The sequence below is a fragment of the Blautia sp. SC05B48 genome (assembly GCF_005848555.1).
In the GTDB taxonomy this organism is placed as follows: Bacteria; Bacillota; Clostridia; order Lachnospirales; family Lachnospiraceae; genus Blautia_A.
This window is the reverse complement of sequence record NZ_CP040518.1, coordinates 249,838-276,824: the sequence shown is the minus strand read 5'-3', so window position 1 is coordinate 276,824 and position 26,987 is coordinate 249,838. Positions and strand designations below refer to the sequence as shown.

The window sequence follows — 26,987 nt, the reverse complement described above, 5'->3', positions numbered from 1 at the left end:
CAGAATGATGAAGAGAGGTGAATATATGGCGAAGATGCAGGAGTTTAAGTGTCCGTGCTGTGGTGGCTCCATAGAGTTTGACAGTTCTGTGCAGAAGATGAAGTGTCCGTTTTGTGATACGGAGTTTGATGTCGGGACGTTATCGGAATATGCCCAGACTGTGGAGGAAGAGCAGCCTGAGGATATGAGCTGGTCGGATGAGGCCGGCAGTGAGTGGCAGGACGGGGAGAGTGAGGGGCTGCGTACCTATGTTTGCAAGTCCTGTGGCGGTGAGATCGTGGGAGATGTCAATACGGCAGCAACGGCCTGCCCGTTTTGCGGAAGTCCGGTGGTAATGACCGGGCAGCTGTCCGGTGCACTGAAGCCGGATTATGTGATCCCGTTTAAGCTGGACAAGAAAGCGGCAAAGGAGAGGCTGAAAAAGCATCTTACCGGTAAGAGGCTTCTGCCGAAAGCATTTAAGTCAGAGAATCATATCAGCGAGGTTAAGGGCATCTACGTTCCGTTCTGGCTGTATGACACAGACGCAGATGCAGATATCCGTTACCGTGCAACAAAGACCCGGTTCTGGAGCGATAGTGATTATGATTATACGGAGACCAGCTATTATGCAGTGCACAGAAGTGGTTCTCTTGGTTTTGATCATGTGCCGGTGGATGGCTCTGCAAGCATGGAAAATGATCTGATGGAGTCTATAGAGCCTTTTGATTTCAAAGAAGCGGTAGATTTTCAGACTGCGTATCTGGCTGGATATTTTGCAGATAAATATGATGTGACAGCGAGCGAGTGTGAGGAACGTGCCAATGAGCGTATCCGCCGCAGCACAGAGGCTGCATTCCGGGATACGGTGAGAGGATACGTCAGTGTGGTACCGGAGAACACCAGTATCCGGCTTCATAACGGGACAACGAAATATGCGTTATATCCCGTATGGATCCTGCAGACGAAGTGGAAGGGCAATAATTACATATTTGCCATGAATGGTCAGACAGGGAAATTTGTGGGAAATCTGCCTACAGACAAGAACGCTTTTGCACGATGGTTCCTGGGAACAACGGGGGTCGTGGGTGTGATCGCTTATATTATCCTGTATCTGATCTGGGTTTTGTAGGGAGGTGGATGCCATGAAAAAAAGAATATCCGTATTTTTGATATCAATCCTTTTGTGTCTGGCATGCGCTTTTCCGGTATGGGCAGGCACCGTAAGCCGTCTGGATGACCAGGCGGGACTTCTGGATGCAGAGCAGAAGGAGAGCCTGAGCAGTACTCTGGATGAGATCAGTGAGCGGGAACAGGTAGATGTTGTGATCGTTACCGTTAACAGTCTTGAGGGAAAAACAGCCCAGGCGTATGCTGAGGATTATTTTATTGACCGTGGATATGGACAGGGGGAAAATGGTGACGGTATTTTATTCCTGTTGGATATGGGAGACCGTAATTGGGCCATTGCAACACACGGATATGCGATAGAAGTGTTTACTGATGCCGGACAGTCCTACATCATGGATCAGGTGAAGCCTTATTTAAGTGACGGTGACTATAACGAAGCGTTTCATAAGTTTGCCACGGAATGCGACGATTTTATCACACAGGCAAATGAGGCAGAGCCATACGATGTGGAAAATCTTCCGAAGGAGCCTTTTGATGTGGGGGTAAATCTGCTGATCGCTCTTGCAGTGGGGCTTGTAGCAGGATTACTGGTGACCGGAAATATGAGAAGAAAGCTGAAAACTGTGCGAAAACAGGATCGGGCGGCTTCTTATGTGCGACAGGGCAGTATGGAGGTGACCAGAAGTAATGATTTTTACCTCTACAGTACAGTATCAAAATCCGCAAAACCGAAAAATGAGGATAGTAACGGTGGTTCCAGCACCCATACATCATCTTCCGGTGATACCTTCGGTGGTTCCAGCGGGAAATTCTGAGAAGATTATCAGGAAAAATAGAATATGATAAAAAAAGTAAGACTGCTGTACCGTAATGGTAGGGCAGTTTTTCTTTTTCTGTTGCGAAAGGATGTCTCCGCAGCGGCAGAAACAGCGAATTACTGTTTTTTTTGCATTCCGGAAATAACTTTATCTATTTAATAGGTTGAAATCCGTCGAAAAGTGCGTTATGATAATAACAATTATCCACACCAGTGCGTTAAAATTTTACAGCACAGGGGAAATCGGAGGAGTGAATAAAATGGAGTACAAAATTGCCCTGATTCCGGGAGACGGAATCGGTCCGGAGATTGTTGCCGAGGCCAAAAAAGTTTTAGACAGAGTATGTGAGAAATACAGTCATAAATTTTCATACACAGAGGTTCTTTTAGGAGGGGCATCCATTGATGCTCACGGAGTACCCCTTACAGAGGAAGCCATTGCCCAGGCAAAAGCTTCTGATGCAGTACTGATGGGTTCCATTGGCGGTGATGCCAAGACATCCCCGTGGTATAAGCTTGAGCCATCCAAACGTCCGGAGGCAGGTCTTCTTGCGATACGTAAGGCGCTGAACCTGTTTGCAAATCTTCGTCCGGCTTATCTTTACAATGAGCTTCGTGATGCATGCCCGCTCCGTGATGAGATCATCGGAGATGGTTTTGACATGATCATCGTAAGAGAGCTTACAGGAGGTCTTTATTTCGGAGCAAGAAAGACTACTGAGGAGAACGGAGTCCGCACAGCAGTAGATACTCTTTCTTATAATGAGAATGAGATTCGCCGTATTGCAATTAAGGCATTTGAGATCGCACGTAAGAGAAGAAATAAGGTTACAAGTGTAGATAAAGCCAATGTTCTTGATTCTTCTAGACTCTGGAGAAGTGTAGTGGAGGATGTGGCAAAGAATTATCCGGATGTAACACTGGAGCATATGCTGGTTGATAACTGTGCAATGCAGCTGGTACGTGACCCGAAGCAGTTTGATGTTATCCTTACAGAAAACATGTTTGGAGATATCCTCTCTGATGAGGCAAGTATGGTGACCGGTTCTATCGGAATGCTTTCCTCCGCAAGCTTAAATGAGACAAAGCTTGGTCTCTATGAGCCGAGCCATGGTTCAGCACCGGATATCGCAGGCCAGAACAAGGCAAACCCGATCGCAACCATTCTTTCCGCTGCCATGATGCTGAGATATTCTCTGGATCTTGATAAAGAAGCAGATGCTGTGGAAACAGCAGTACAGAAGGTTCTTACAGATGGTTACAGAACAGGAGATATCATGTCTGACGGATGCAAGCTTGTCGGAACCAAAGAGATGGGCGATCTGATCGCAGATGCCATCGCATAAATAAAGACGAACAAAACGAAACAGAACAAAAAGAACCGATATCAGGTAAAAGAAGACAATAAGCAGATACCGGATCATATCGTAAAAAATAAAAAGGAGAGACCCTGAAAATGAGAAGTGATACCGTAAGAAAAGGCACACAGCAGGCACCACATCGTTCCCTGTTCAATGCCCTTGGAATGACAAAGGAAGAAATGGACAAACCACTGGTAGGAATCGTAAGCTCTTATAACGAGATCGTACCGGGACATATGAACCTTGACAAAATTGTAAATGCTGTGAAACTTGGCGTTGCAATGGCTGGCGGCACACCGGTTGTATTTCCGGCGATCGCAGTATGTGACGGAATCGCAATGGGACACGTTGGAATGAAATATTCCCTTGTAACACGTGACCTGATCGCAGATTCCACAGAGGCCATGGCACTGGCTCATCAGTTCGATGCTCTGGTCATGGTTCCCAACTGTGACAAAAACGTACCTGGCCTTCTGATGGCAGCGGCAAGGATCAACGTTCCGACTGTATTCGTAAGCGGCGGTCCGATGCTTGCCGGCCACGTAAAAGGACACAAAACAAGCCTTTCCAGCATGTTTGAGGCAGTAGGTTCCTATGCAGCAGGAACTATCACTGCAGATGACCTGGCAGAGTTTGAGAACAAAACCTGTCCGACCTGTGGCTCATGTTCCGGTATGTACACTGCAAACAGTATGAACTGCCTGACAGAGGTTCTCGGTATGGGACTGAAAGGAAACGGTACCATCCCGGCCGTATACTCCGAGCGTATCCGTCTTGCAAAACATGCAGGAATGCAGGTAATGGAAATGTACAGAAGGAACATCCGCCCAAGAGACATCATGACAAAAGAGGCAGTTTTAAATGCTCTTACCGTAGATATGGCACTTGGATGCTCCACAAACAGTATGCTTCATCTTCCGGCTATTGCACATGAGATCGGAATGGACTTTGACATCAGCTTTGCAAATGAGATCAGTGAGAAGACTCCGAACCTTTGCCACCTTGCACCGGCAGGCCCGACTTATATGGAAGACCTCAACGAGGCCGGCGGTGTCTATGCGGTTATGAACGAGCTGAACAAGCTTGGACTTCTCCATACAGAGTGCATGACAGTAACCGGAAAAACAGTAGGTGAGAATATCAAAAACTGTGTAAACCTGAATCCGGAAGTTATCCGCCCGATCGACAATCCGTATACAAAGACAGGCGGACTTGCCGTACTGAAAGGAAACCTTGCACCGGACGGCGGCGTTGTAAAACGTTCTGCAGTTGTACCGGAGATGCTGGTACATGAAGGTCCTGCACGCGTATTTGACAGCGAGGATGACGCAATTGTTGCCATCAAGAGCGGTAAGATCGTAGAGGGAGATGTTGTGGTTATCCGCTACGAGGGACCAAAGGGTGGCCCTGGAATGAGAGAGATGCTGAACCCTACATCTGCTATCGTGGGAATGGGACTTGGTTCTTCCGTAGCCCTGATCACCGACGGACGTTTCAGTGGTGCATCCAGAGGAGCCGCTATCGGACACGTATCACCAGAGGCAGCAGTAGGCGGCCCGATCGCACTGGTTGAGGAAGGCGATATCATCAGTATCAATATTCCGGAGCTGAAACTGGAGATCAAGGTTTCAGATGAAGAGATGCAGGCCAGAAGAGAAAAATGGCAGCCAAGAGAGCCGAAGGTGACAACCGGATATCTGGCAAGATACGCTGCCATGGTAACATCCGGAAACCGTGGCGCGATCCTGGAAGTACCGAAAGCAAAATAAGGAGGAACGAAAGATATGCAGTTTACAGGTGCAGAGATCATCGTAGAATGTCTGAAGGAACAGGGCGTTGATACCGTATTTGGATATCCGGGCGGCGCGATTCTGAATGTTTACGATGCCTTATATGAATACAAAGATGAGATCACACATGTACTGACCTCCCACGAGCAGGGTGCATCCCATGCTGCTGACGGTTATGCAAGAGCGACCGGAAAGGTAGGGGTCTGCCTGGCAACATCCGGTCCGGGAGCAACTAACCTGGTAACAGGAATCGCGACTGCATACATGGATTCCGTACCGATGGTAGCCATTACTGCAAACGTAGGAAGACCACTCCTGGGAAGAGATTCTTTCCAGGAGGTTGATATCGCAGGTATCGTAATGCCTGTAACAAAATACAGTTTCATCGTAAAGAATATCGAAGATCTTGCAGATACGTTAAGAAGAGCATTTTATATTGCAAAAAGCGGAAGACCCGGTCCGGTGCTTGTGGATGTCCCGAAGGATATCACAGGAATGAAATATGAATATGAGCCATGTCATCCGGCTACTGTTAACCGTGAGATCAAAAGTATCCGTAAAGAAGATATTGATCAGGCACTGGAAATGATCAGAGAGGCAGAGAAACCGTTTATTTTTGTTGGCGGCGGATGTGTGATCTCCGGTGCTGACCAGGAAGTACGTGAGCTGGCTCGCAGGATCCAGGCTCCTGTCTGTGATACTCTGATGGGCAAGGGTACTTTCCCGGGAGAAGATCCTCTCTATACAGGTATGGTAGGTATGCATGGAACCAAGGCTTCCGATCTTGGCGTAACAGAGTGCGATCTTCTTATTGTTCTTGGTGCACGCTTCAGTGACCGTGTAACAGGAAATACAAAAACTTTTGCACATAATGCAAAAATCCTTCAGATCGATGTGGATGCTGCGGAGATCAATAAAAATATCAAAGTGGATGCCAGTGTGATCGGTGATGTGAAGGAAGTGTTGAAACGTCTTCTGGAGGAAATCCCGAAGAAAGAACATCCGGAGTGGACCGCACATATCCAGGAGCTGAAAGAAAAATATCCGCTGAATTATGATCACACACAGCTTACAGGTCCGTATATTATAGAGAAGCTTTATGAGCTGACCAACGGTGATGCGATCATCTCCACAGATGTTGGACAGCACCAGATGTGGGCGGCACAGTATTATAAATACAAAGAGCCGAGAACTCTTCTTACTTCCGGCGGCCTTGGAACTATGGGCTACGGCCTTGGCGCTGCAATTGGCGCGAAGATGGGCAGACCGGAAAAAACAGTTGTAAATATAGCAGGTGACGGATGCTTCCGTATGAATATGAATGAGCTGGCAACAGCTGCACGCTGTGGCAGACAGCTGATCCAGATTGTTATGAACAATCATGTACTTGGAATGGTGCGTCAGTGGCAGACGCTCTTCTATGGAAAGAGATACTCTTCTACAGTACTGGATGACGCCGTTGATTTTGTGAAATTATCAGAGGCGTTGGGTGCAAAAGCCATTCGTGTGACAAAGATGGAGGATGTGGAGCCTGCACTTAAGATGGCACTGGCAGCAGAGGGACCTGTCGTTCTGGATTGCTGGATCGATCAGGATCTGAGTGTGTTCCCGATGGTACCGGCCGGTGCGAACCTTGATGATGTATTTGATGAGGAGGATATGAAGAAACATGAGTAGAGTGTATAATTTTTCTGCCGGACCGGCAGTGCTTCCGGAGGAAGTACTCAAAGAAGTAGCTGATGAGATGATGGACTATAACGGCACAGGAATGTCTGTTATGGAAATGAGTCACAGAAGTGCAGCTTTTCAGGAGATCATTGATACTGCAGAGAAAGATCTCCGTGAGCTTATGAACATTCCGGACAACTACAAAGTACTTTTCCTTCAGGGAGGAGCATCCCAGCAGTTTGCCATGATCCCGATGAACCTTATGAAAAACAAGGTCGCAGATTATATCGTAACAGGACAGTGGGCAAAGAAAGCTTATCAGGAAGCTCAGAAATACGGAAAAGCAAACAAGATCGCATCTTCTGAAGATAAAACCTTCAGCTATATCCCGGACTGCAGTGATCTGCCGATCAGCCCGGATGCAGACTACGTATACATCTGTGAGAACAACACCATTTACGGCACAAAATTCAAAAAACTTCCAAACACAAAAGGCAAGACGCTGGTAGCAGATGTATCCTCCTGCTTCCTGTCTGAGCCGGTGGATGTAAGCAAATATGGTATTATCTATGGCGGTGTTCAGAAGAACATCGGACCGGCAGGTATGGTTATCGTGATCATCCGTGAGGACCTGATCACAGAGGATGTTCTTCCGGGAACCCCAACCATGCTTACTTATAAGACACATGCAGATGCAGGCTCTCTTTACAATACGCCGAATGCTTACTGCATCTATGTATGCGGAAAAGTATTCAAATGGCTGAAGAAGATGGGCGGTCTGGAAGTGATGAAGCAGCGCAATGAGGAAAAAGCAAAAATCCTTTATGATTACCTGGATTCCAGCAAGCGGTTCAAAGGAACTGTAGTTCCGGAAGACAGATCTCTTATGAATGTACCGTTCGTAACCGGTGACAAGGAAATGGATGCCAAGTTTGTCAAAGAGGCAGCTGAAGCAGGACTTGTAAACCTGAAAGGACACCGTACTGTTGGCGGAATGCGTGCCAGCATCTACAATGCCATGCCAAAGGCCGGCGTAGAGGCCCTGGTTGCATTCATGAAAAAATTCGAGGAGGAGAATGCATAATGTTCCAGTATCATTGCCTGAATCCTATCGCTGAAAAAGGTCTGAAATTTTTTGGCGATAATTATAAAAAAACAGAGACAGCTGACCAGTGTGATGCAATCCTTGTAAGAAGTGCAAAAATGCACGACATGGAGCTTGCGAAGAGTGTTTGCGCAGTTGCACGTGCAGGTGCAGGCGTCAATAATATTCCGGTTAAGGAGTATGCAGAGAAGGGTGTTGTTGTATTCAACACACCTGGAGCTAACGCAAACGGCGTGAAAGAGCTGGTACTTGCAGGTATGCTCCTTGCATCCAGAGATATCGTAGGAGGTATCGAGTGGGTTGCACAGGAGAAAGATAAAGAGCACATCGGCAAGCTTGCCGAGAAGCAGAAAAAACAGTTTGCAGGATGCGAGATCAGTGGCAAAAAGCTTGGTATCATCGGACTTGGAGCCATTGGAGCCATGGTGGCAAACGCAGCATGCGGTCTTGGTATGGAAGTATATGGCTATGACCCATATCTTTCTATTGATGCGGCATGGAACCTGTCCAGAACCATCAAGCACAGCAAGAGCCTGGATGAGATCTACAGCCAGTGCGATTATATCACCATTCATGTTCCGCTTCTTGACAGCACTAAGAAGATGATCAACAAAGAAGCTTTCGATAAGATGAAGGATGGCGTGGTTCTTCTGAATTTTGCAAGAGATCTTCTTGTTGATGAGGATGCGCTGATCGAGGCTGTTGAGAGTGGCAAGGTTAAGAAGTATGTAACTGACTTTGCAAATGAGACAGTTGCAGGACGTGAGGGTATTCTGGTAACTCCGCATCTTGGCGCGTCTACAGAGGAATCAGAAGAAAACTGTGCAGAGATGGCTGTAAAGGAGATTCGCGATTACCTTGAGAATGGTAATATCAAAAATTCAGTTAATTATCCGAACTGTGATATGGGTACCTGTGTGGCTGTCGGAAGAATCTCTCTTGCGCACAGCAACACACCGAATATGATCAGTCAGGTTACAAAGATCCTTGGTTCCGAGGGATTGAATATTGCGGATATGACCAATAAGAGTAAAGGGGAGTTTGCTTATACTCTTATTGATCTTGAGAGTGCGGCGTCTGCTAAGGCGTTGGATGAACTCAAGGAGATTGAGGGAATGTACAGAGTGCGTGTTGTTAAGTAACAAAATGTAAAAAAATACTTTTGAAAAATACTGTGTTTCGTTCGGGGTGGCGAACGGACGCAGTATTTTTTTGCGAAAATAGGAAAACCGCAAAGGGGCCGCAAAGCCGCGGCCCCTCTGCACACCCCTCGGGCTTTTTTTTGAGTGCTTGGTTGTGGAGGGTGGGAGTTTTGTTGACTTGTGTCTGTATGCAGCGGTATTGGATACGGAAGGTTGAGCCGATGGAGGAGAACGGCCTGAGGGGGGTGGTAGGTCTCGATGTGCGGGGCACATCTGCGGATTTTTTGGAATATTATAGAAGTGAATTTGAATGGTAAATATATCAAATGGGAATATATTAAATGGGAATATATTAAATGGGAATATATCAAATGGGAATATATTAAATGGGAATATATCAAATGGGAATATATTAAATGCGAATATATTAAATGGGAATATATTAAATGGGAATATATCAAATGCGAATATATCAAATACAAACATAATGTGTAAATATAATATACGTAATGGTAGTGGATATAAATTTTTATACGATAAGATATTAATAAAAATATATGATATAACAGGGAAAATATGTAGAACATTTAATAATTGGCGGACAGGCGCGAAGCGCCGCCTCCGCGGTACGTGCCCGGAAAGAGGGGGTGCAGGGGGAGAAAAGCGGGCTTCGTAACTCCGAGTGCTTTCTCCCCCTGCGGTTTTCCTCAGCTTTTCAAAGCTAATAAATAAGAACTATAAGAAAAAATAAAAACTAATTACTTGCGAGATGCGATGAAGTCAAGAACTTCATCCCTTGCAGGCATCACGCGAAGCGCGCCCTTCTTTGTTGTGATAAGAGAAGCTGCCGCATTTGCAAAAGTAAGCAGTTCTGCAAGGTTCTCGTCTGTGAGATCATCAAGCCCGTGCTCAAGTACATAGTTCAATGTGCTTGCGCAGAAGGTGTCACCGGCGCCGGTGGTTTCGATGGTGTGTTCCTGAAGGAAAGGAGCAGCCTCAACCTTCCGTCCGCGATAATAAGCGCGGCTTCCATCTTTTCCCATTGTGATCAGCACAAGCGGGATATGATATTTTTCTTCGATAAGGGCAGCACCCTTATCATAATCTGTTGTGTCAAAAAGAAATTCCACTTCATTATCAGAAATCTTCAGTACATCACAGCGTTCCATGCCGTATTCGATCTCTTTGCGGGCATCGTTCAGATCCTTCCAGAGTGGAGGGCGTAAGTTCGGGTCAAAGGTGATGATGCATCCGGCTTCTTTTGCCACGTCAAGAGCATAACGGGTTGCTTCACGGACACCCTCATGTGTGGAAGAAAGTGTGCCGAAATGGAAGATCTTGGAATTGCGGATCAGATCAGCATCTACCTCATCCTTTGTCAGCATCATATCTGCACCTGGATTACGGTAGAAAGAAAAATCACGGTCTCCGTCCGGGTAAGTATGTACAAAAGCAAGGGTAGTGTGAATTTCATCGTCCATGACAAGATTTCTGGTATCAATGCCGCATTCTTCTACGGCAGCCTTCAGCTGCTTGCCGAACATGTCGTTTCCGACCTTTCCGATAAATGCAGTTTTTTTGCCAAGACGGTTCAGCATGGCAAGAACGTTACAGGGAGCTCCGCCCGGGTTTGCCTCAAAAGTAGGATTTCCCTGGGAACTGTCACCGTTTTCTGTGAAGTCGATCAAAAGCTCGCCGAGAGCTGTTACATCATACTGTCTGTTTTCCATTGATGATTCCTCCTGATAGGTTATTTGTTTCATATTCTGTTTCATATTATAATCGTTATACATGATTTTGGGAAGAACCAAATCGAATTATTTTCTATTCGGTTACCGGTTACTTACAGCACTTTTTGTGAAGATTAGAGTTGTTAGCTTTATTTTTCAGTAAAAAAGTGGTAAACTGGGTCTATAAAACAACAAATATGATGGAGGAGACGATTATGGCTGATAAAGCATATGAATATATGGATTGGCCCCGGATCGAGGCGATCGTTTACGGGGAGGAGGCATCACCTCGTGATGTGATGCAGCCAAGGGTAACAGAGGATGGCGTTCTGATACAGGGATTTTTTCCGGGAACGGATTCTGCAGAGGTTGTTGTAGGGGAAAAAAGTTATCCGATGACCCTGGAAGATGAGGCTGGTTATTATGCTGTAATGCTTCCGCTGAAAAGGATTCCGGAATATCGTTTCCGTGTGATAAGAGGAAGCAGGAAAGAGACTTTTTACGATGCTTATGAATGTCCATGCCAGATCACGGAAGAGGAGGAACGAGCTTTTTGTGCCGGTGTCTATTACAAGGCATATGAGAAGCTGGGAGCGCATCCTGGGACCTGTGGCGAGGTAGAAGGAACATATTTTGCTGTCTGGGCACCCAATGCGATCAGTGTAAGTGTGGTCGGTGATTTTGACAGGTGGGATGGAAGGCGTCTTCCGATGCATCGGATGCCAATGTCCGGAATTTTTGAGATTTTTGTTCCAGGTGTACAGGCAGGGGCCTCTTACCAGTATGAGATCAAGATCAAAGGCGGCAAGGTACAGAGGAAATCGGATCCTTATGGAAATGGAACCCAGGGAGCGCCGTCTGTGATTTCTGTTGTAACAGAACTGGGAGAGTTTTCCTGGAAGGATGAAGCGTGGATGAAGAAACGTGAAGGGTTTGCCAGTCGTGAAGTTCCGGTTTCCATTTATGAAACTGATGTAACCGAGTGGAAAAACAGTGGCGAACTGGTGGAGTTTCTGAAGGAAACCGGTTATACGCATGTAGAATTTCGTCCGGTGATGGAGTATCTTGACCGAAGTTCAGGAGGATATTCTACGTCTGCATATTATGCTGTGACTACCCGTTTTGGGACTGCGGCAGATTTCCGGACACTGGTGGAGGATCTTCATCAGGCAGGGATTGGTGTGATCCTGGACTGGACACCGGCTCAGTTTCCTCGGTTTGATGCAGGGCTTGAAAAATTTGACGGAACTCCTCTTTATGAAGTACAGGATCCGGCTATGGCGGTTCATCCGATGTGGGGCACCATGCTTTATAATTATGGAAGTCCTATGGTCAAAGATTTTCTTATTTCCAATGCGTTTTTCTGGCTGGATGAATTTCATGTGGACGGATTTCGGATGGATGATGTAGATGCGATGCTGTATCTGGATTTTGGAAGAGAGGCGGGACAGTGGACGGCTAATCTTTATAGTTCCAATGAGAATCTTCAGGCACTGGAGTTTCTGAAGCATCTGAATTCTATTGTGAAGAAGCAGTATCCGGGGATTCTTCTGATTGCACAGGAGGATGGTTTATGGCCGCAGCTTACAGACAGTGTGGAGAATGATCATCTGGGATTTGACTATAAATGGAGTGGTGGTTGGACAAAGGATCTTCTTTCTTATCTGGAAGCAGAGCCTTTGGACAGACGAAATTATTATGATCAGCTGACTCTTTCCATGATGTATGCATACAGTGAGCATTATGTGCTGACGCTTGGTAAGAGAGATGTGGGTACGTTAAAAGAGTTTCTGGAGAAGCTTCCGGGTTCTTCCAGACAAAAGGATGCTCAGCTGCGTGCTGCGTATGGTTATCTGATGCTTCATCCGGGTGTGAAAATGACTGCGCCGGATGGAGATGTAGGGCCGGAAATGAAGGCGTATCTTCATGATCTGAATGAACTTTACAGGAATCATCCGGCGTTGTATGCAATGGATGGTAATTCGGATGGGTTTGAATGGATTCAGTTTACCAGCTATGATGAGAATGTGGTTGCGTTTCTTCGCAAGACGGAAAAGTCGGAAGAAACGATTCTTGCGGTGTGTAATTTTTCGCCGGTGTCTTATGACAGTTATCGGGTTGGTGTGCCTTTTGCGGGGAAATATAAGGAAATTTTCAATAGCGATAGTGAAAAGTTTGGCGGACAGGGTGTGGTGAACGTACGGGCGAAAGCTGCTGTTCATATGGAGTGTGATAACAGGGAGTTTTCTTTGAAGCTGAAGCTTCCGGCTTATGGTGTGGCGGTATTTGGGTGTACACCGGAGAAGGGGGATGTGAAGAAAAGTTCTGTGAAGAAAGGAAATGTGAAAAAGACTGCGGGGAAAAGTAGTGGAAAGCGTATGGATAAGGCGAGAATGACGGTGGTTGAAAAATCTGCGGCTGTAAAGGATGCGGTAAAGGTTGTGAAACGGGTGGCTTCTCGCAGGAAGGGTTCTTCCGGGGATGAGTGATGGTTTGTGAACATGGGAACATGTTTGTGGATGATCGGTGTGATGAGGATTTAAACGGATTGTAGGAAAAAGGGCTTGCATTTTTTGTAAAATACGGTATAATATCAGTTGTGTTTAGCACAAGCTGGAATAGCTCAGTCGGTAGAGCACTTCACTCGTAATGAAGGGGTCGTGAGTTCGAGTCTCATTTCCAGCTTATATATGACTGATGGGAGTCCGGTGTCTTTGGAATATGAAGATGCCGGGCTTTTTTTGTGTGTATGGATGTGGTTGAGGGAGGCCGGGGAAGGTGGCATCGGTCCGGGGGTGGATGGAGTTGTGGATGCTGTTGAGGTTTTGTGGGGTGGATGGAGAGAGGGACGCCAGAGGAAGGTGGCATCGGTCCGGGCAGGGACTCCGTCGGGGGATACTACTAGGGCTCCGTGAGACGGCTAAAAGCATTGCGGCAGGGCCAGAACTCGCCTTCGGCTCAGACAGCAGACCCTGCCGCAATAACGCCGTCTCCCGCAGCCCTAGTAGTAATCACCCCTCCTCCGCAGCAGCCCGGCCCGATGCCACCTTCCTCTGGCTGACGCTTCCAGCCGACAGGAAAAAAACATGCGGGGGATGGAAGCGGACTGGGCGTCCTGTCCTGATGTTGTGGAAGTGAAGCTGTGTCGACGTGTTGTTTCACTATAAGCAATGAAAAATCCAGGAAGCAGGTCAGCACAGCGTTCCATCATAAGTCCCGAAGAATCCCAGGAAGCAGGTCAGCACAGCATTCCACCATAAATATCGAAGAATATAGGAACCAGATCGGCGTAGCGTATCACTATAAATATCGAAGAATACAGGAACCAGATCGGCACAGCGTTCCACTTTGAGTACCGCAGCATACAGACAAAAGTCAATAACGCAGCACACACAACAACGAAGAACTACTTCCGTGCCCAACGGGGTGGGAGCGCGAGGGAGGGCGTTCGGGCTACGGAACTCTGAGATCGCCTTCCCTCGCACTTACCGCATTGAAAATGCGACCGGCGTAGCGCCATCCAGCGAAGAGACTTATTATTAAAAAACAACACGATAAACAACACAATAAACAACAATAAAGATAATCCTAAAATTACAAATAAGAATAAAAAATTGTCCTATAAAAATAAACTTCCAGGAAAATCTAAAAAAATTGAATTTTATGGTTGACAAGCATAAAACCCTATGGTAATATAACTGAGCTGTCGCAAATAATTGTTTTCAAAAAACAAACAATTAAAAAGAATTTCAGAAAAATGAAATTCACAGTTGACAAAAGACAGAAGATATGATAAAGTATCCAAGTCGTCAACGAAACGACAACAAAATCTTAACTCAAAAATGTTTGAAAAAAACTTAAAAAAGTGCTTGACAAACAAAAAGAGATGAGATAAAATAAACGAGCTGTCTGAGAGACAGACACAACAAACCTTGATAACTAAACAGTGAAACACATACGATTCTCGAAAATTTCTTTACATTTAAAGAACGGTTTAAACAAACCAAAAGCAGTAAAAACGAGAGATAGCCAAACGGTTGTCTTGAGTAAATGAATCAAACATTTTATCAGAGAGTTTGATCCTGGCTCAGGATGAACGCTGGCGGCGTGCTTAACACATGCAAGTCGAACGGGAATTACTTTATTGAAACTTCGGTCGATTTAATTTAATTCTAGTGGCGGACGGGTGAGTAACGCGTGGGTAACCTGCCTTGTACAGGGGGATAACAGTCAGAAATGACTGCTAATACCGCATAAGCGCACAGGACCGCATGGTCCGGTGTGAAAAACTCCGGTGGTATAAGATGGACCCGCGTTGGATTAGCTGGTTGGTGAGGTAACGGCCCACCAAGGCGACGATCCATAGCCGGCCTGAGAGGGTGAACGGCCACATTGGGACTGAGACACGGCCCAGACTCCTACGGGAGGCAGCAGTGGGGAATATTGCACAATGGGGGAAACCCTGATGCAGCGACGCCGCGTGAAGGAAGAAGTATCTCGGTATGTAAACTTCTATCAGCAGGGAAGAGATTGACGGTACCTGACTAAGAAGCCCCGGCTAACTACGTGCCAGCAGCCGCGGTAATACGTAGGGGGCAAGCGTTATCCGGATTTACTGGGTGTAAAGGGAGCGTAGACGGATGGACAAGTCTGATGTGAAAGGCTGGGGCTCAACCCCGGGACTGCATTGGAAACTGCCCGTCTTGAGTGCCGGAGAGGTAAGCGGAATTCCTAGTGTAGCGGTGAAATGCGTAGATATTAGGAGGAACACCAGTGGCGAAGGCGGCTTACTGGACGGTAACTGACGTTGAGGCTCGAAAGCGTGGGGAGCAAACAGGATTAGATACCCTGGTAGTCCACGCGGTAAACGATGAATGCTAGGTGTCGGGAAGCAAAGCTTTTCGGTGCCGCCGCAAACGCATTAAGCATTCCACCTGGGGAGTACGTTCGCAAGAATGAAACTCAAAGGAATTGACGGGGACCCGCACAAGCGGTGGAGCATGTGGTTTAATTCGAAGCAACGCGAAGAACCTTACCAAGTCTTGACATCCCTCTGACGGACTCTTAACCGAGTCTTTTCTTCGGGACAGAGGAGACAGGTGGTGCATGGTTGTCGTCAGCTCGTGTCGTGAGATGTTGGGTTAAGTCCCGCAACGAGCGCAACCCCTATCCTCAGTAGCCAGCATTTAAGGTGGGCACTCTGGGGAGACTGCCAGGGATAACCTGGAGGAAGGCGGGGATGACGTCAAATCATCATGCCCCTTATGATTTGGGCTACACACGTGCTACAATGGCGTAAACAAAGGGAAGCGAACCCGCGAGGGTGGGCAAATCCCAAAAATAACGTCCCAGTTCGGACTGTAGTCTGTAACCCGACTACACGAAGCTGGAATCGCTAGTAATCGCGGATCAGAATGCCGCGGTGAATACGTTCCCGGGTCTTGTACACACCGCCCGTCACACCATGGGAGTCAGTAACGCCCGAAGTCAGTGACCTAACCGCAAGGAAGGAGCTGCCGAAGGCGGGACCGATGACTGGGGTGAAGTCGTAACAAGGTAGCCGTATCGGAAGGTGCGGCTGGATCACCTCCTTTCTAAGGAAAAAAGTAGAGAAACAAGATGTGTTTTACTGTTTAGCTATCAAGCTAAGATATTTCTGGTGCCGATGCGGTTGGGGGACACACCCGTTCCCATCCCGAACACGACGGTTAAGACCCAATCGGCCGATGGTACTGCACTGGAGACGGTGTGGGAGAGCAGGTGGGCGCCAGATCAAAAAAAAGAAAAACAGGAGAGATCCTGATGAGGATAGATGCTGGTTTTACCAGTGATCTGAGAGAAAAAGCTATTTTCCTTTCAGATGGCTGATAAAACATCAGCCAGTATTGTACCTTGAAAACTGCATACATGAGATTTGATTAAGTTAATCAAATATCCTTAAACGCAAAGTATTAAGAAATTAATGCAAACGCAAAGATAGAAGACATCGATTTATCTGTTATTGAACAGAGTAATCAAACACCGTTGTAAAACGCGAGAGCGTGATACAACAGAGAATCAAGAGACCGCATCACCTACGCTAGGGTGATGAAGCGAAAGGTCAAGCAATAAGGGCACAGGGCGGATGCCTTGGCACTAAGAGCCGATGAAAGACGTGATAAGCTGCGAAAAGCTTCGGGGAGGAGCAAATATCCCGTGATCCGGAGATGTCTGAATGGGGAAACCCGCATGAGCAGACCTCATGCATCCATACGCCAATCCATAACGTATGGAGGGGAACCCGGGGAACTGAAACATCTAAGTACCCGGAGGAAAAGAAAGAAACATCGATTCCGTAAGTAGCGGCGAGCGAACGCGGAGGAGCCTAAACCGGTGTGCGTGCATGCCGGGGTCATGGACTGCATTTAAGATTCAGCGAAGTTAACAGAACGGTTTTGGGAAAGCCGGCCGGAGAGGGTGAAAGCCCCGTACGTGAAAGCAGAGCTGACTGAGCAGGATCCGGAGTACCACGAGACACGAGGAACCTTGTGGGAAGTAAGGGGGACCACCCCCTAAGGCTAAATACTACTTAGTGACCGATAGCGCATAGTACTGTGAAGGAAAGGTGAAAAGGACCCCGGGAGGGGAGTGAAAGAGAACCTGAAACCCTGTGTCTACAAGCTGTGGGAGTACTTTATATGTACGACCGCGTACTTTTTGTAGAACGGTCCGGCGAGTTACGCTTACTGGCAAGGTTAAGCACTTCAGGTGTGGAGCCGTAGGGAAACCAAGTCTTAAGAGGGCCAGAGTCAGTAGGAGTAGACCCGAAACCGGGTGATCTATCCATGTCCAGGTTGAAGCTGCCGTAAGAGGTAGTGGAGGACCGAACCCACATCCGTTGAAAAGGGTGGGGATGAGGTGTGGATAGGGGAGAAATTCCAATCGAACCCGGAGATAGCTGGTTCTCCTCGAAATAGCTTTAGGGCTAGCCTCGGTGTGAGTCTTGCGGAGGTAGAGCACTGAATTTCCTAGGGGGCGTCAAAGCCTACCGAAGAATATCAAACTCCGAATGCCGTGTAGATATCACCGGGAGTCAGACTGCACGAGATAAGTTGGGCGGTCAAAAGGGAAAGAGCCCAGACCTACAGTTAAGGTCCCAAAGTGCGCGTTAAGTGGAAAAGGATGTGGGATTTCGAAGACAACCAGGATGTTGGCTCAGAAGCAGCCATACATTCAAAGAGTGCGTAATAGCTCACTGGTCGAGAGGTCCTGCGCCGAAAATGTCCGGGGCTGAAACGCGCCACCGAAACTAAGGAATCTGAAAAGATTGGTAGAGGAGCATTGCATGCGGGAAGAAGCAGTACCGAAAGGAGCTGTGGACTGCATGGAAGAGAGAATGCCGGAATGAGTAGCGAGATAGAGGTGGGAATCCTCTAGGCCGAATATCCAAGGTTTCCAGGGTAAAGCTGATCTGCCCTGGGTGAGTCGGGACCTAAGGTGAGGGCGAGAGCCGTAGCCGATGGACAACAGGTTGATATTCCTGTACTGCAGTATAACAGAACTGTGGGGACACGTAAGGAGAGCGGGAGCCGGGAATGGAAAGCCCGGTACAAGCGAGGTACCAGTACGGTAGGAAAATCCGCCGTGCAATGGGAAGACGTGATGTGGAGCGAAATATAGTAGCGAAGCCCGTGAGCCATGCGTCAAGAAAAGCCGCTATTGTTTATACTGTACCCGTACCGTAAACCGACACAGGTGGATGAGGAGAGAATCCTAAGGCCGGCGGAAGAAGTATTGCCAAGGAACTCGGCAAAATGGCCCCGTAACTTAGGGAGAAGGGGTGCCTGCGAGAGCAGGCCGCAGAGAATAGGCTCAAGCAACTGTTTAGCAAAAACACAGGTCTATGCGAAACCGAAAGGTGAGGTATATGGGCTGACGCCTGCCCGGTGCTGGAAGGTTAAGAGGAGAGGTTAGCAGCAATGCGAAGCTTTGAATTTAAGCCCCAGTAAACGGCGGCCGTAACTATAACGGTCCTAAGGTAGCGAAATTCCTTGTCGGGTAAGTTCCGACCCGCACGAAAGGCGTAATGATTTGAGCGCTGTCTCGGCAATACATCCGGTGAAATTGAAGTGCCAGTGAAGATGCTGGCTACCCGCGCCAGGACGGAAAGACCCCATGGAGCTTTACTCCAGTTTGGCACTGGGGTCCGGTGTTGCATGTACAGGATAGGTGGGAGGCTGAGAAACGGTAACGTCAGTTGCCGCGGAGCCGCTGTTGGGATACCACCCTTGTGATATTGGGCTTCTAACCAGCCGCCGTAATCCGGCGGTGGGACAATGCCAGGCGGGGAGTTTGACTGGGGCGGTCGCCTCCGAAAGGGTATCGGAGGCGCCCAAAGGTTCCCTCAGAATGGACGGAAACCATTCGAAGAGTGCAAAGGCAGAAGGGAGCTTGACTGCGACACCGACGGGTGGAGCAGGTACGAAAGTAGGGCTTAGTGATCCGGTGGTATTAAGTGGGAATGCCATCGCTCAACGGATAAAAGCTACCCTGGGGATAACAGGCTTATCACTCCCAAGAGTTCACATCGACGGAGTGGTTTGGCACCTCGATGTCGGCTCATCGCATCCTGGGGCTGTAGTAGGTCCCAAGGGTTGGGCTGTTCGCCCATTAAAGCGGTACGCGAGCTGGGTTCAGAACGTCGTGAGACAGTTCGGTCCCTATCCGGCGTGGGCGCAGGATATCTGAGAGGAGCTGTCCTTAGTACGAGAGGACCGGGATGGACGGACCGCTGGTGGACCGGTTGGCTTGCCAAAGCCATGGCCGGGTAGCCAAGTCCGGAAGGGATAAACGCTGAAGGCATCTAAGCGTGAAGCCCCCCTCAAGATGAGATATCCCATTCTTAGTGAAGTAAACCCCCTTGAAGACGACGAGGTAGATAGGGCAGAGGTGGAAGTGTGGCAACACATGGAGCTGACTGTTACTAATCGGGTGAGGGCTTGACCAAGAAACGCAGGTTAAGAATTGATTCAAAAAAGATTAACGATCATCAACAGAACATGTATGTAGTTTTGAATATACAATCGTAAAAAAGTGGCTTAAATGGCCACTTTTTTTGTGCTATAATAAAGGAATACTTTACCATCAATTTCTCTGTCAACTGAAAAAAGTTTCTCTATTCACAGTTCACAGCAAAACGAAAGGATTTGTTTATGAAAACATTATACGTATCAGATCTCGATGGGACTCTTTTGAGAAAAAATGAAACTTTATCTCCATATACAATAAAAACGATCAATGCTTTAACTTCTTCAGGCATGTTATTTTCCTATGCAACAGCCCGTTCCTTAAATACGGCAAAAAAAGTAACAGAAAGCCTTAACACACATTTCCCGCTTATTATATACAACGGGGCATTTGTGAAAGATAATATAACAGAGGAAATCCTTATTGCCAATTATTTTGCAGAGGATATATATGAGGTATTGAGGGATCTTTTTGCGCATGAAATATATCCGATCATATATTCATATCAGAATAATATTGAAAAGTTTTCTTATATAGCGGCAAAGGCAACAAGTGGAATGCAGGCATTTTTAAACAGCCGGAAGGGCGACAAACGTACAAATATTGTAACTACAGAATCTGAACTGATGTATGGAGATCTTTTTTATATTACCTGCATTGATAAGCCGGAGAAGCTTGAACCATTTTATCATAAATATAAAAATAAATATCATGTTGTTTATCAAAAAGACATCTATACAGGAGAGCAGTGGCTGGAGATCATGCCGCAAAAAGCATCCAAAGCGCAGGCTGCTTTGCAGTTAAAACAAAAACTGGAATGTGACAGATTAGTTGTTTTTGGTGATGGAAAAAATGATATTGATATGTTTGAAATAGCGGATGAAGCCTATGCAGTGGAAAATGCAGTGAGTGAACTGAAAGCTGTGGCAACCGGGATCATCGGCTCCAATGAAAATGACGGAGTAGCGAAATATCTCCAAAAAATATCTATTTTCAAACCAACTGTTTTATGATATCATATAGCTTAACCTGCGGAAAATGGAGGTTACGAAACATGAATCATATTGAAGAAAAAATCATTCAGACTATAGATGAACATAGAGAAGAAATCATAGCCCTTGCGAAGGATATTCAGAGTCATCCGGAGCCAGGGTTTTATGAGGAGAGAACAGCCGCACACGTAGCGGCTTTTTTGCGTGGCCTTGGACTCCGTGTACATGGGGGACTTGCACGCACAGGGGTTCGCGCTGAGTGGATGGAACAGGACGGACCGAACGTTACTATTATCGGAGAACTTGACGCCATCGGATGTAAGTCGCATCCGATGGCTGATCCCGTTAACGGGACAGCACATGCATGCGGACACCACGCACAGATTGCAGCCATGATCGGCGCAGCATTGGCACTGACCAATGAGGAGGTTCAAGCCTCTCTGTCTGGGTCCGTATCTTTTTTTGCCGTTCCGGCGGAGGAATACATCGATGCAGATAAACGTGCACGGCTTCGTAAAGAGGGAATCGGTTTTCCTGCATCCGGAAAAAGCGAACTGATCCGTCTTGGAGAATTTGACCATTCTGACATTATTCTGACAACCCACGTGCACATGATGCAGGTGGAGGAAGATTTTTACCTGGGGAATGCGGCTTGCAATGGATTTTCCGCAGAACGAGTGACAGTAAGAGGAAAAGCCGCACATGCAGCTATTGATCCATGGGATGGTGTCAATGCATTAAGTATTACTTCCAGTGCCATCCAGATGATGGGACTGATGCGTGAAACGTTCCGGGAGGAAGACCATGTGCGTCTTCACAACGTGATCCGAAAAGCCGGAGATGTGATCAATGCAGTTCCGGACGAAGCGGTGATCGAAACAAAAGTCCGTGCAGCGTCTCTGGATGCGATCCGGGCAACACAGGAAAAAATGGATCGCGCCTATGACGGAGCTGCCTATGCATTCGGTGGTACGATCGAAAGAGAACCGCTTCAGGGATATATGCCGATCCTGCACAGAGGTGCGGATAAAGTGATGGAAGAATCTGTAAAGCTTCTGGATGCTTCATACCGGTGTTCAAAGCCGGCAGATTTTAACAACGCCTGTACCGACGTAGGAGACCTGACCCATCTGTTTCCGGTGCTGAATTTTACATTCGGAGGATTTGCGGGGAAACTTCACGGAGCAGATTTTAAGATCATGGATGAAGAACTGGCTTATATCAAACCAGCCAAGCTTCTGGCACTGACTACGTATCGTCTTCTCTGTGACCAGGCAAAAGAAGCAAAAAAAATCTGTCAGGAATTTAAACCTGTATTTAATAAAGAAACTTATTGTCAGTATATACGAGATAATTTTCATGAAAATGAGTAGTTAACCTATAGCAATCCCATGCGTGGTACAATAAGCAATCCTGAACCAGGAACGCCCTTGCGAGAGTGCAATAAGCAATCTTATATCAGAGACGCCCATGCAGGGAGCAGATATCATGGCAAACAGAAGGAGAACCAGATGTCCGAAATTTCATTAGAACTGAAAAACATAAAAAAGAGCTTCCAGGAAGGTGAGGACATCCTGGAAAGCATCTGTCTTACAGCAAAAAAAGGAGAATTTGTCACCCTGCTGGGGTCTTCCGGCTGTGGAAAAACCACCACACTGCGGATCATTGCAGGTCTGGAACAGCCGGATTCCGGCCAGGTTTTTCTGGATGAAAAGGATGTGACATCTCTGGAACCGAATCAGCGCAATGTGAATACAGTGTTCCAGAATTATGCACTTTTTCCCCATATGAATGTAGCAGATAACATTGGATATGGGCTGAAACTGAAAAAAACACCGAAAGCAGAGATCAGCAGAAGAGTCAAAGAAATGCTGGAGCTTGTTCAGCTTCCGGGCTTTGAGAGGCGTAAGCCGTCAGAGCTTTCCGGCGGTCAGCGCCAGCGCGTGGCCATAGCCAGAGCACTTGTGAACAATCCGGAGGTACTTCTTCTGGACGAACCCCTTGGTGCGCTGGATCTGCAGCTGAGGCGTGCCATGCAGCAAGAGCTGAAGCGCCTGCAGAAGAAGCTGGGGATCACTTTTATCTATATCACCCACGATCAGGAAGAAGCTATCAACATGTCTGATACGATCGCTGTGATGAACCACGGACGCTTTGAGCAGATCGGGACGCCGGATGAGATCTATAATCATCCGAAGACCAGCTATGTGGCAACCTTTGTTGGAAATGCCAATATCCTGACCGGTATTGTGGAAAGCATTGCGGAAGAGGAGATTGACGGTACTTCCGCTCAGATCACCGTAAGAACTGATGCCGGAAAAGTAAAAGTATCAATGAACACCGCAGCCAAATCTGACAGAGGATTTTTTCCGCAAAAAGGAGAAAAGGTTACTATTGCAGTAAGAAGCGAAAATATCCGGTTTGAAGAAAATAAAAAAATTGCACAACAAAGCACGCCAAATTGCACATCAGAAAACACACAAAAGAGTGTACAGGAGCCCGCAGAAAAAACCACAGATGACAGCTGCGATGGCTTAACCGCCGAAGTCATTGAAAAAACCTTCGCCGGCGGCCAGCTCCGTGTTGTTTTGAAAACTTCGGAAGGTCAGGAAATCGTGGCAAGCCGTTACGGCATTGATACAAATGTCAGTGTAGGAGAAAAGGTGCGTTGCTGTTTTCTTCCTACAGATGCAGTGCTGGTAGATAGGGAAGAAAGATCAGAAGAAGTATTGCCGGCTCAGTCAGGTCCCTGTGCAGGAGGAACCAATGCGTAAGCATAGAGCAGGCTCCGTATGGATGATCCTGCCGCTGTATCTCTTCACGCTGATCTTTGTTGCACTGCCCCTTCTGTATGTGGTCGCAATGAGCTTTTCCACAGCAGACGGCGGCTACGGCGTGAACTGGAAATTTACTCTGGATAATTACAAGCAGATCCTGGAGCCTGTATACCTGCAGACCTTTACGGGATCCTTCCGCCTTGCGCTCACCAGCACTTTGATCATCTGTCTGGTGGGCTACCCCTTCGGATACTTTATGGCAAAGCTTTCCGAGGGCAAAAAGAAGCTGGCCATGCTTTTCCTGATGCTGCCTTTCTGGGTGAACTCCCTGATCCGTCTTTATGGCTGGATCATCATTCTCCAGAAAAAGGGCCTTCTGAATTATCTGCTGATGAAGCTTGGCATCATCCAGGAGCCCTTAAAAATCCTGTACAGCTATCCGGCGATCGTGATCGGTATGATCTATGTATTGCTGCCGTTTATGGCACTGTCCGTATATTCCAGTGCGGAAAAGCTGGACTGGTCCCTTGTGGAAGCTGCCAGAGACCTTGGAGCCAGCAGATGGAAGGCCTTCTGGAGCGTCACCTTTAAGCTGACTTTGCCGGGACTTCTTTCCGGAGTGATACTTACCTTTATTCCGTCTATGGGTCTGTTTTTTATTGCGGATATCCTGGGCGGAAACAAGATCGTACTAGTGGGAAGTCTGATCCAGGAGCAGATGACAAGAGGCAATAACTGGCCCTTTGCCGCAGCACTGGCTGTGGTACTGATGATACTGACAACTCTGATGATCGTATTATATCGGAAGCTTACCAATGTGAAGGAACTGGAGGGAATCGGATGAAAAAGAACTCAAAGCTTTCAGGACTGTACCTGGGAATCCTGTTTTTCCTTATGTATCTGCCCATTGGTGTGGTAGTGGTATTTTCGTTTAATGAAGCAAGACTTCCGGTGCGCTTTACCGGATTTTCCCTGAAATGGTATCAGGAACTGTTTCAGGACAGGGATCTGATCCAGGCATTGAAAAACAGTTTGATCCTGGCGGTGTCCAGCTGTGGGGTATCTGCAGTGATCGGAACACTGGGGGCTGTAGGACTTTCCAGGATCCACTGGAAAACAAAAGGGGTGATGGAGTATATTTCCATCCTGCCTCTGATGATCCCGGAAATCATTCTGGGAATGGTACTGATGGCATTTTTCTATATGCTGAACCTGCCATTTGGAATGCTGACACTTCTGATCGGACACACGGTTTTCTGTGTGCCCTATATTTTGATGGAGGTAAAAGCAAGGCTTGTGGGAATGAATCCGTCCCTAGAAGAGGCAGCCAGAGATCTTGGTGCTGGTTCCTTTCGGGCCTTCTGGGACATTACCCTGCCGCTGATCATGCCGGCTGTTATATCCGGCTCTCTGCTGGCCTTTGCCATGTCCATGGACGATGTGGTGATCAGCATTTTTGTAACCGGGCCACGTGTATCCACGCTGCCGATAAAAGTTTACACACAGATGAAAACAGGCGTTACGCCGGAGATCAATGCACTTTGTACCATAATGCTGGGAGTGATCCTTCTGGTACTGGCAGTATATCTGATCGCAGAAAAACGCGGGAAAGGGAATATAAAAGATGAGCAATAAACTGATCGAGTTAAAAAATCTCACAAAAAACTTTGATGACCAGCAGGTGCTCCGGGGTATTAATCTGGACATCCACGAAAACGAATTCCTTACGCTTCTGGGCCCCAGCGGCTGTGGAAAAACAACAACCTTAAGAATTATCGCAGGATTTGAGGAGCCAAGCGGCGGAGAGGTGCTGTTTAACGGTATTGAGATCTCCAAGCTGCCTCCATATAAAAGAGAGATCAACACGGTATTCCAGAAATATGCATTGTTTCCGCATCTCAATGTTATGGACAATATCGGTTTCGGCCTGAATCTGAAAAAGGTAGATAAATCTGTTATTGAGCAGAAGGTAAAAAGAATGCTGAAAATGGTAGGGTTGGAAGGCTTCGAAAAAAGAGATGTCACACTTCTTTCCGGTGGACAGCAGCAGCGAGTTGCCATTGCCAGAGCTCTTGTCAATGAGCCGAAAGTCCTTCTGCTGGATGAGCCGCTTGGTGCTCTGGATGCCAAGATCCGTAAGCAGATGCAGATCGAGCTGAAAAAAATCCAGAGAGAGGTAGGGATCACCTTTATCTATGTCACCCATGACCAGGAAGAGGCACTTTCCATGTCTGATACCGTAGTTGTTATGAACAACGGTGAGATCCAGCAGATCGGCAGCCCGACAGATATCTACAATGAGCCGGAGAACCGTTTTGTGGCAGGATTTATCGGAGAGTCCAATATTATAGAAGGAACTATGATCAAAGATTTCCTGGTGGAATTTGATGGTTTCCGGTTTGAATGTGTGGATAAAGGATTTGAGGACAACGAAGCCATTGAGGTTGTTCTCCGCCCGGAGGATCTGGATATTGTGGAACCGGGGCAGGCCAAGATCAGAGGAACTGTACGGAACATTACGTTCAAGGGCGTGCATTATGAGATCCTGATCGAGACGGAGCTTCGCACATACATGGTTCACACTACCGATTATGCAGAAGTGGGACGTGAAGTGGGACTGAAGTTTGGTCCTGAGGATATCCACGTTATGTGCAGAATGGGAGGATACTAATGAAACAGTTCAAGCATCTGATCAAGCCGTATATCATCTGGGCTTCGATCCTGATCGTGGTACCATTGATCCTGATCGTGCTTTATGCATTTACCTCAGATGGAAATGAAGTTCTGACCCTGCATTTTACATGGGCGAATTTTGCAAAATTTCTGGAAGCTACATATTTAAGTGTTATCCTGAAATCCTTCCGCCTGGGTATCCTGACCACACTGATCTGCCTGGTCTGCGGGTATCCGCTGGCGTACATTATCTCCAAATATTCCGAAAAGGTGCAGAGCTTTCTGATCCTTATGGTCACCATTCCCATGTGGATCAACATGCTTCTCCGTACCTATGCATGGATGAACATTCTTTCTGACAATGGTCTGGTGAACAACCTTCTGAAAATGCTGGGAATCTCACCGATCACCATGATGTATACAGATTTTTCCGTTATCGTGGGCCTTGTCTGTAACTTTATGCCGTTTATGATCATTCCGATCCATACATCCTTAAGTAAAATGGACAAGTCACTGATCGAAGCGGCCAACGACCTTGGTGCCAATCCCTTCCAGACCTTCTGGAGGATCACCTGGAAGCTTTCCATGCCGGGTGTTGTCAATGGTATCATGATGGTATTCCTTCTGTCCATATCAACCTTCGTTATTCCAAAGCTTCTCGGCGGCGGCCAGTACATGCTGATCGGTAATCTCATCGAGTCACAGTTTATTTCTGTAGGCGACTGGAACTTCGGAAGTGCCATCTCTCTGATACTGGCAGTGATCATCCTGATCTTTATGAGCCTGATGAAGAAGATGGATACCCAGGACGATTAA

17 protein-coding genes, 1 tRNA gene and 3 rRNA genes are annotated in these 26,987 nt (G+C 47.2%); 20 read left to right on the top strand and 1 reads right to left on the bottom strand.

Features of this window, described 5'->3' with window-relative positions:
• The first annotated feature begins 25 nt into the window (after positions 1-25).
• The 8 genes from EYS05_RS01155 to EYS05_RS01120 all read left to right on the top strand — a co-directional run bounded on the left by EYS05_RS01155 (position 26) and on the right by EYS05_RS01120 (position 9,669).
• Positions 26-1,111: a hypothetical protein gene (locus EYS05_RS01155; protein WP_138276405.1), complete on the top strand. Its 1,086-nt coding sequence runs from the start codon at positions 26-28 to the stop codon at positions 1,109-1,111.
• Positions 1,112-1,124: 13 nt separating this feature from the next.
• Entirely contained in the window at positions 1,125-1,925 is an 801-nt protein-coding gene (locus EYS05_RS01150; RefSeq protein WP_118514325.1) for a TPM domain-containing protein, read from the top strand.
• 262 nt (positions 1,926-2,187) lie between these two features.
• A complete protein-coding gene (gene leuB / locus EYS05_RS01145) occupies positions 2,188-3,273 on the top strand; it encodes a 3-isopropylmalate dehydrogenase (protein WP_138276404.1) in 1,086 nt (361 codons plus the stop codon).
• Between the two features lie 110 nt (positions 3,274-3,383).
• On the top strand, positions 3,384-5,057 hold the full coding sequence (ilvD, locus tag EYS05_RS01140) for a dihydroxy-acid dehydratase (RefSeq protein ID WP_138276403.1): 1,674 nt from the start codon (positions 3,384-3,386) through the stop codon (positions 5,055-5,057).
• Positions 5,058-5,072: 15 nt separating this feature from the next.
• Positions 5,073-6,755: a biosynthetic-type acetolactate synthase large subunit gene (gene ilvB / locus EYS05_RS01135; RefSeq protein ID WP_138276402.1), complete on the top strand. Its 1,683-nt coding sequence runs from the start codon at positions 5,073-5,075 to the stop codon at positions 6,753-6,755.
• Positions 6,748-7,830, top strand: coding sequence for a 3-phosphoserine/phosphohydroxythreonine transaminase (gene serC / locus EYS05_RS01130; RefSeq protein WP_138276401.1), 1,083 nt, complete (start codon positions 6,748-6,750; stop codon positions 7,828-7,830). The genes ilvB and serC overlap by 8 nt, the downstream gene beginning before the upstream one ends.
• Entirely contained in the window at positions 7,830-8,993 is a 1,164-nt protein-coding gene (locus EYS05_RS01125; RefSeq protein WP_118514355.1) for a phosphoglycerate dehydrogenase, read from the top strand. Before serC ends, EYS05_RS01125 begins: the two co-directional genes overlap by 1 nt.
• Before the next feature lie 310 nt (positions 8,994-9,303).
• Complete coding sequence (locus EYS05_RS01120; RefSeq protein WP_138276400.1) at positions 9,304-9,669, top strand: hypothetical protein; 366 nt, start codon at positions 9,304-9,306, stop codon at positions 9,667-9,669.
• 82 nt (positions 9,670-9,751) lie between these two features.
• On the opposite strand, the gene EYS05_RS01115 is transcribed toward EYS05_RS01120, so the two are convergent.
• Entirely contained in the window at positions 9,752-10,723 is a 972-nt protein-coding gene (locus tag EYS05_RS01115; RefSeq protein WP_138276399.1) for a carbohydrate kinase family protein, read from the bottom strand.
• Positions 10,724-10,938: 215 nt separating this feature from the next.
• On the opposite strand from EYS05_RS01115, the gene glgB reads away from it, so the two are divergent.
• From glgB to EYS05_RS01055, 12 genes are all read left to right on the top strand, one after another.
• Entirely contained in the window at positions 10,939-13,212 is a 2,274-nt protein-coding gene (glgB, locus tag EYS05_RS01110) for a 1,4-alpha-glucan branching enzyme (RefSeq protein WP_138276398.1), read from the top strand.
• A gap of 123 nt (positions 13,213-13,335) precedes the next feature.
• Positions 13,336-13,408: transfer RNA gene (locus EYS05_RS01105), tRNA-Thr, on the top strand.
• 1,379 nt (positions 13,409-14,787) lie between these two features.
• Positions 14,788-16,317, top strand: a 16S ribosomal RNA gene (locus EYS05_RS01100).
• Between the two features lie 61 nt (positions 16,318-16,378).
• Positions 16,379-16,496: ribosomal RNA gene (gene rrf, locus EYS05_RS01095) — 5S ribosomal RNA — on the top strand.
• 325 nt (positions 16,497-16,821) lie between these two features.
• Positions 16,822-19,709 (top strand): 23S ribosomal RNA (locus tag EYS05_RS01090).
• The 16S, 23S and 5S rRNA genes sit together here, the layout of an rRNA operon.
• 205 nt (positions 19,710-19,914) lie before the next feature.
• Positions 19,915-20,742, top strand: coding sequence for an HAD family hydrolase (locus EYS05_RS01085; RefSeq protein WP_138276397.1), 828 nt, complete (start codon positions 19,915-19,917; stop codon positions 20,740-20,742).
• Positions 20,743-20,783: 41 nt separating this feature from the next.
• On the top strand, positions 20,784-22,094 hold the full coding sequence (locus EYS05_RS01080; RefSeq protein ID WP_118625323.1) for an amidohydrolase: 1,311 nt from the start codon (positions 20,784-20,786) through the stop codon (positions 22,092-22,094).
• Between the two features lie 138 nt (positions 22,095-22,232).
• Positions 22,233-23,495, top strand: a complete 1,263-nt coding sequence (locus EYS05_RS01075; protein ID WP_138276396.1) for an ABC transporter ATP-binding protein — start codon at positions 22,233-22,235, stop codon at positions 23,493-23,495.
• The gene (locus tag EYS05_RS01070; protein WP_138276395.1) at positions 23,488-24,342 is read left to right on the top strand and encodes an ABC transporter permease; all 855 of its coding nucleotides are present in this window, start codon (positions 23,488-23,490) and stop codon (positions 24,340-24,342) included. Before EYS05_RS01075 ends, EYS05_RS01070 begins: the two co-directional genes overlap by 8 nt.
• Entirely contained in the window at positions 24,339-25,133 is a 795-nt protein-coding gene (locus EYS05_RS01065; RefSeq protein WP_138276394.1) for an ABC transporter permease, read from the top strand. Before EYS05_RS01070 ends, EYS05_RS01065 begins: the two co-directional genes overlap by 4 nt.
• Positions 25,123-26,169 (top strand): spermidine/putrescine ABC transporter ATP-binding protein, encoded by a 1,047-nt coding sequence (gene potA, locus EYS05_RS01060; protein ID WP_138276393.1) that lies wholly within the window; start codon positions 25,123-25,125, stop codon positions 26,167-26,169. Before EYS05_RS01065 ends, potA begins: the two co-directional genes overlap by 11 nt.
• The gene (locus EYS05_RS01055; RefSeq protein ID WP_015525682.1) at positions 26,169-26,987 is read left to right on the top strand and encodes an ABC transporter permease; all 819 of its coding nucleotides are present in this window, start codon (positions 26,169-26,171) and stop codon (positions 26,985-26,987) included. The genes potA and EYS05_RS01055 overlap by 1 nt, the downstream gene beginning before the upstream one ends.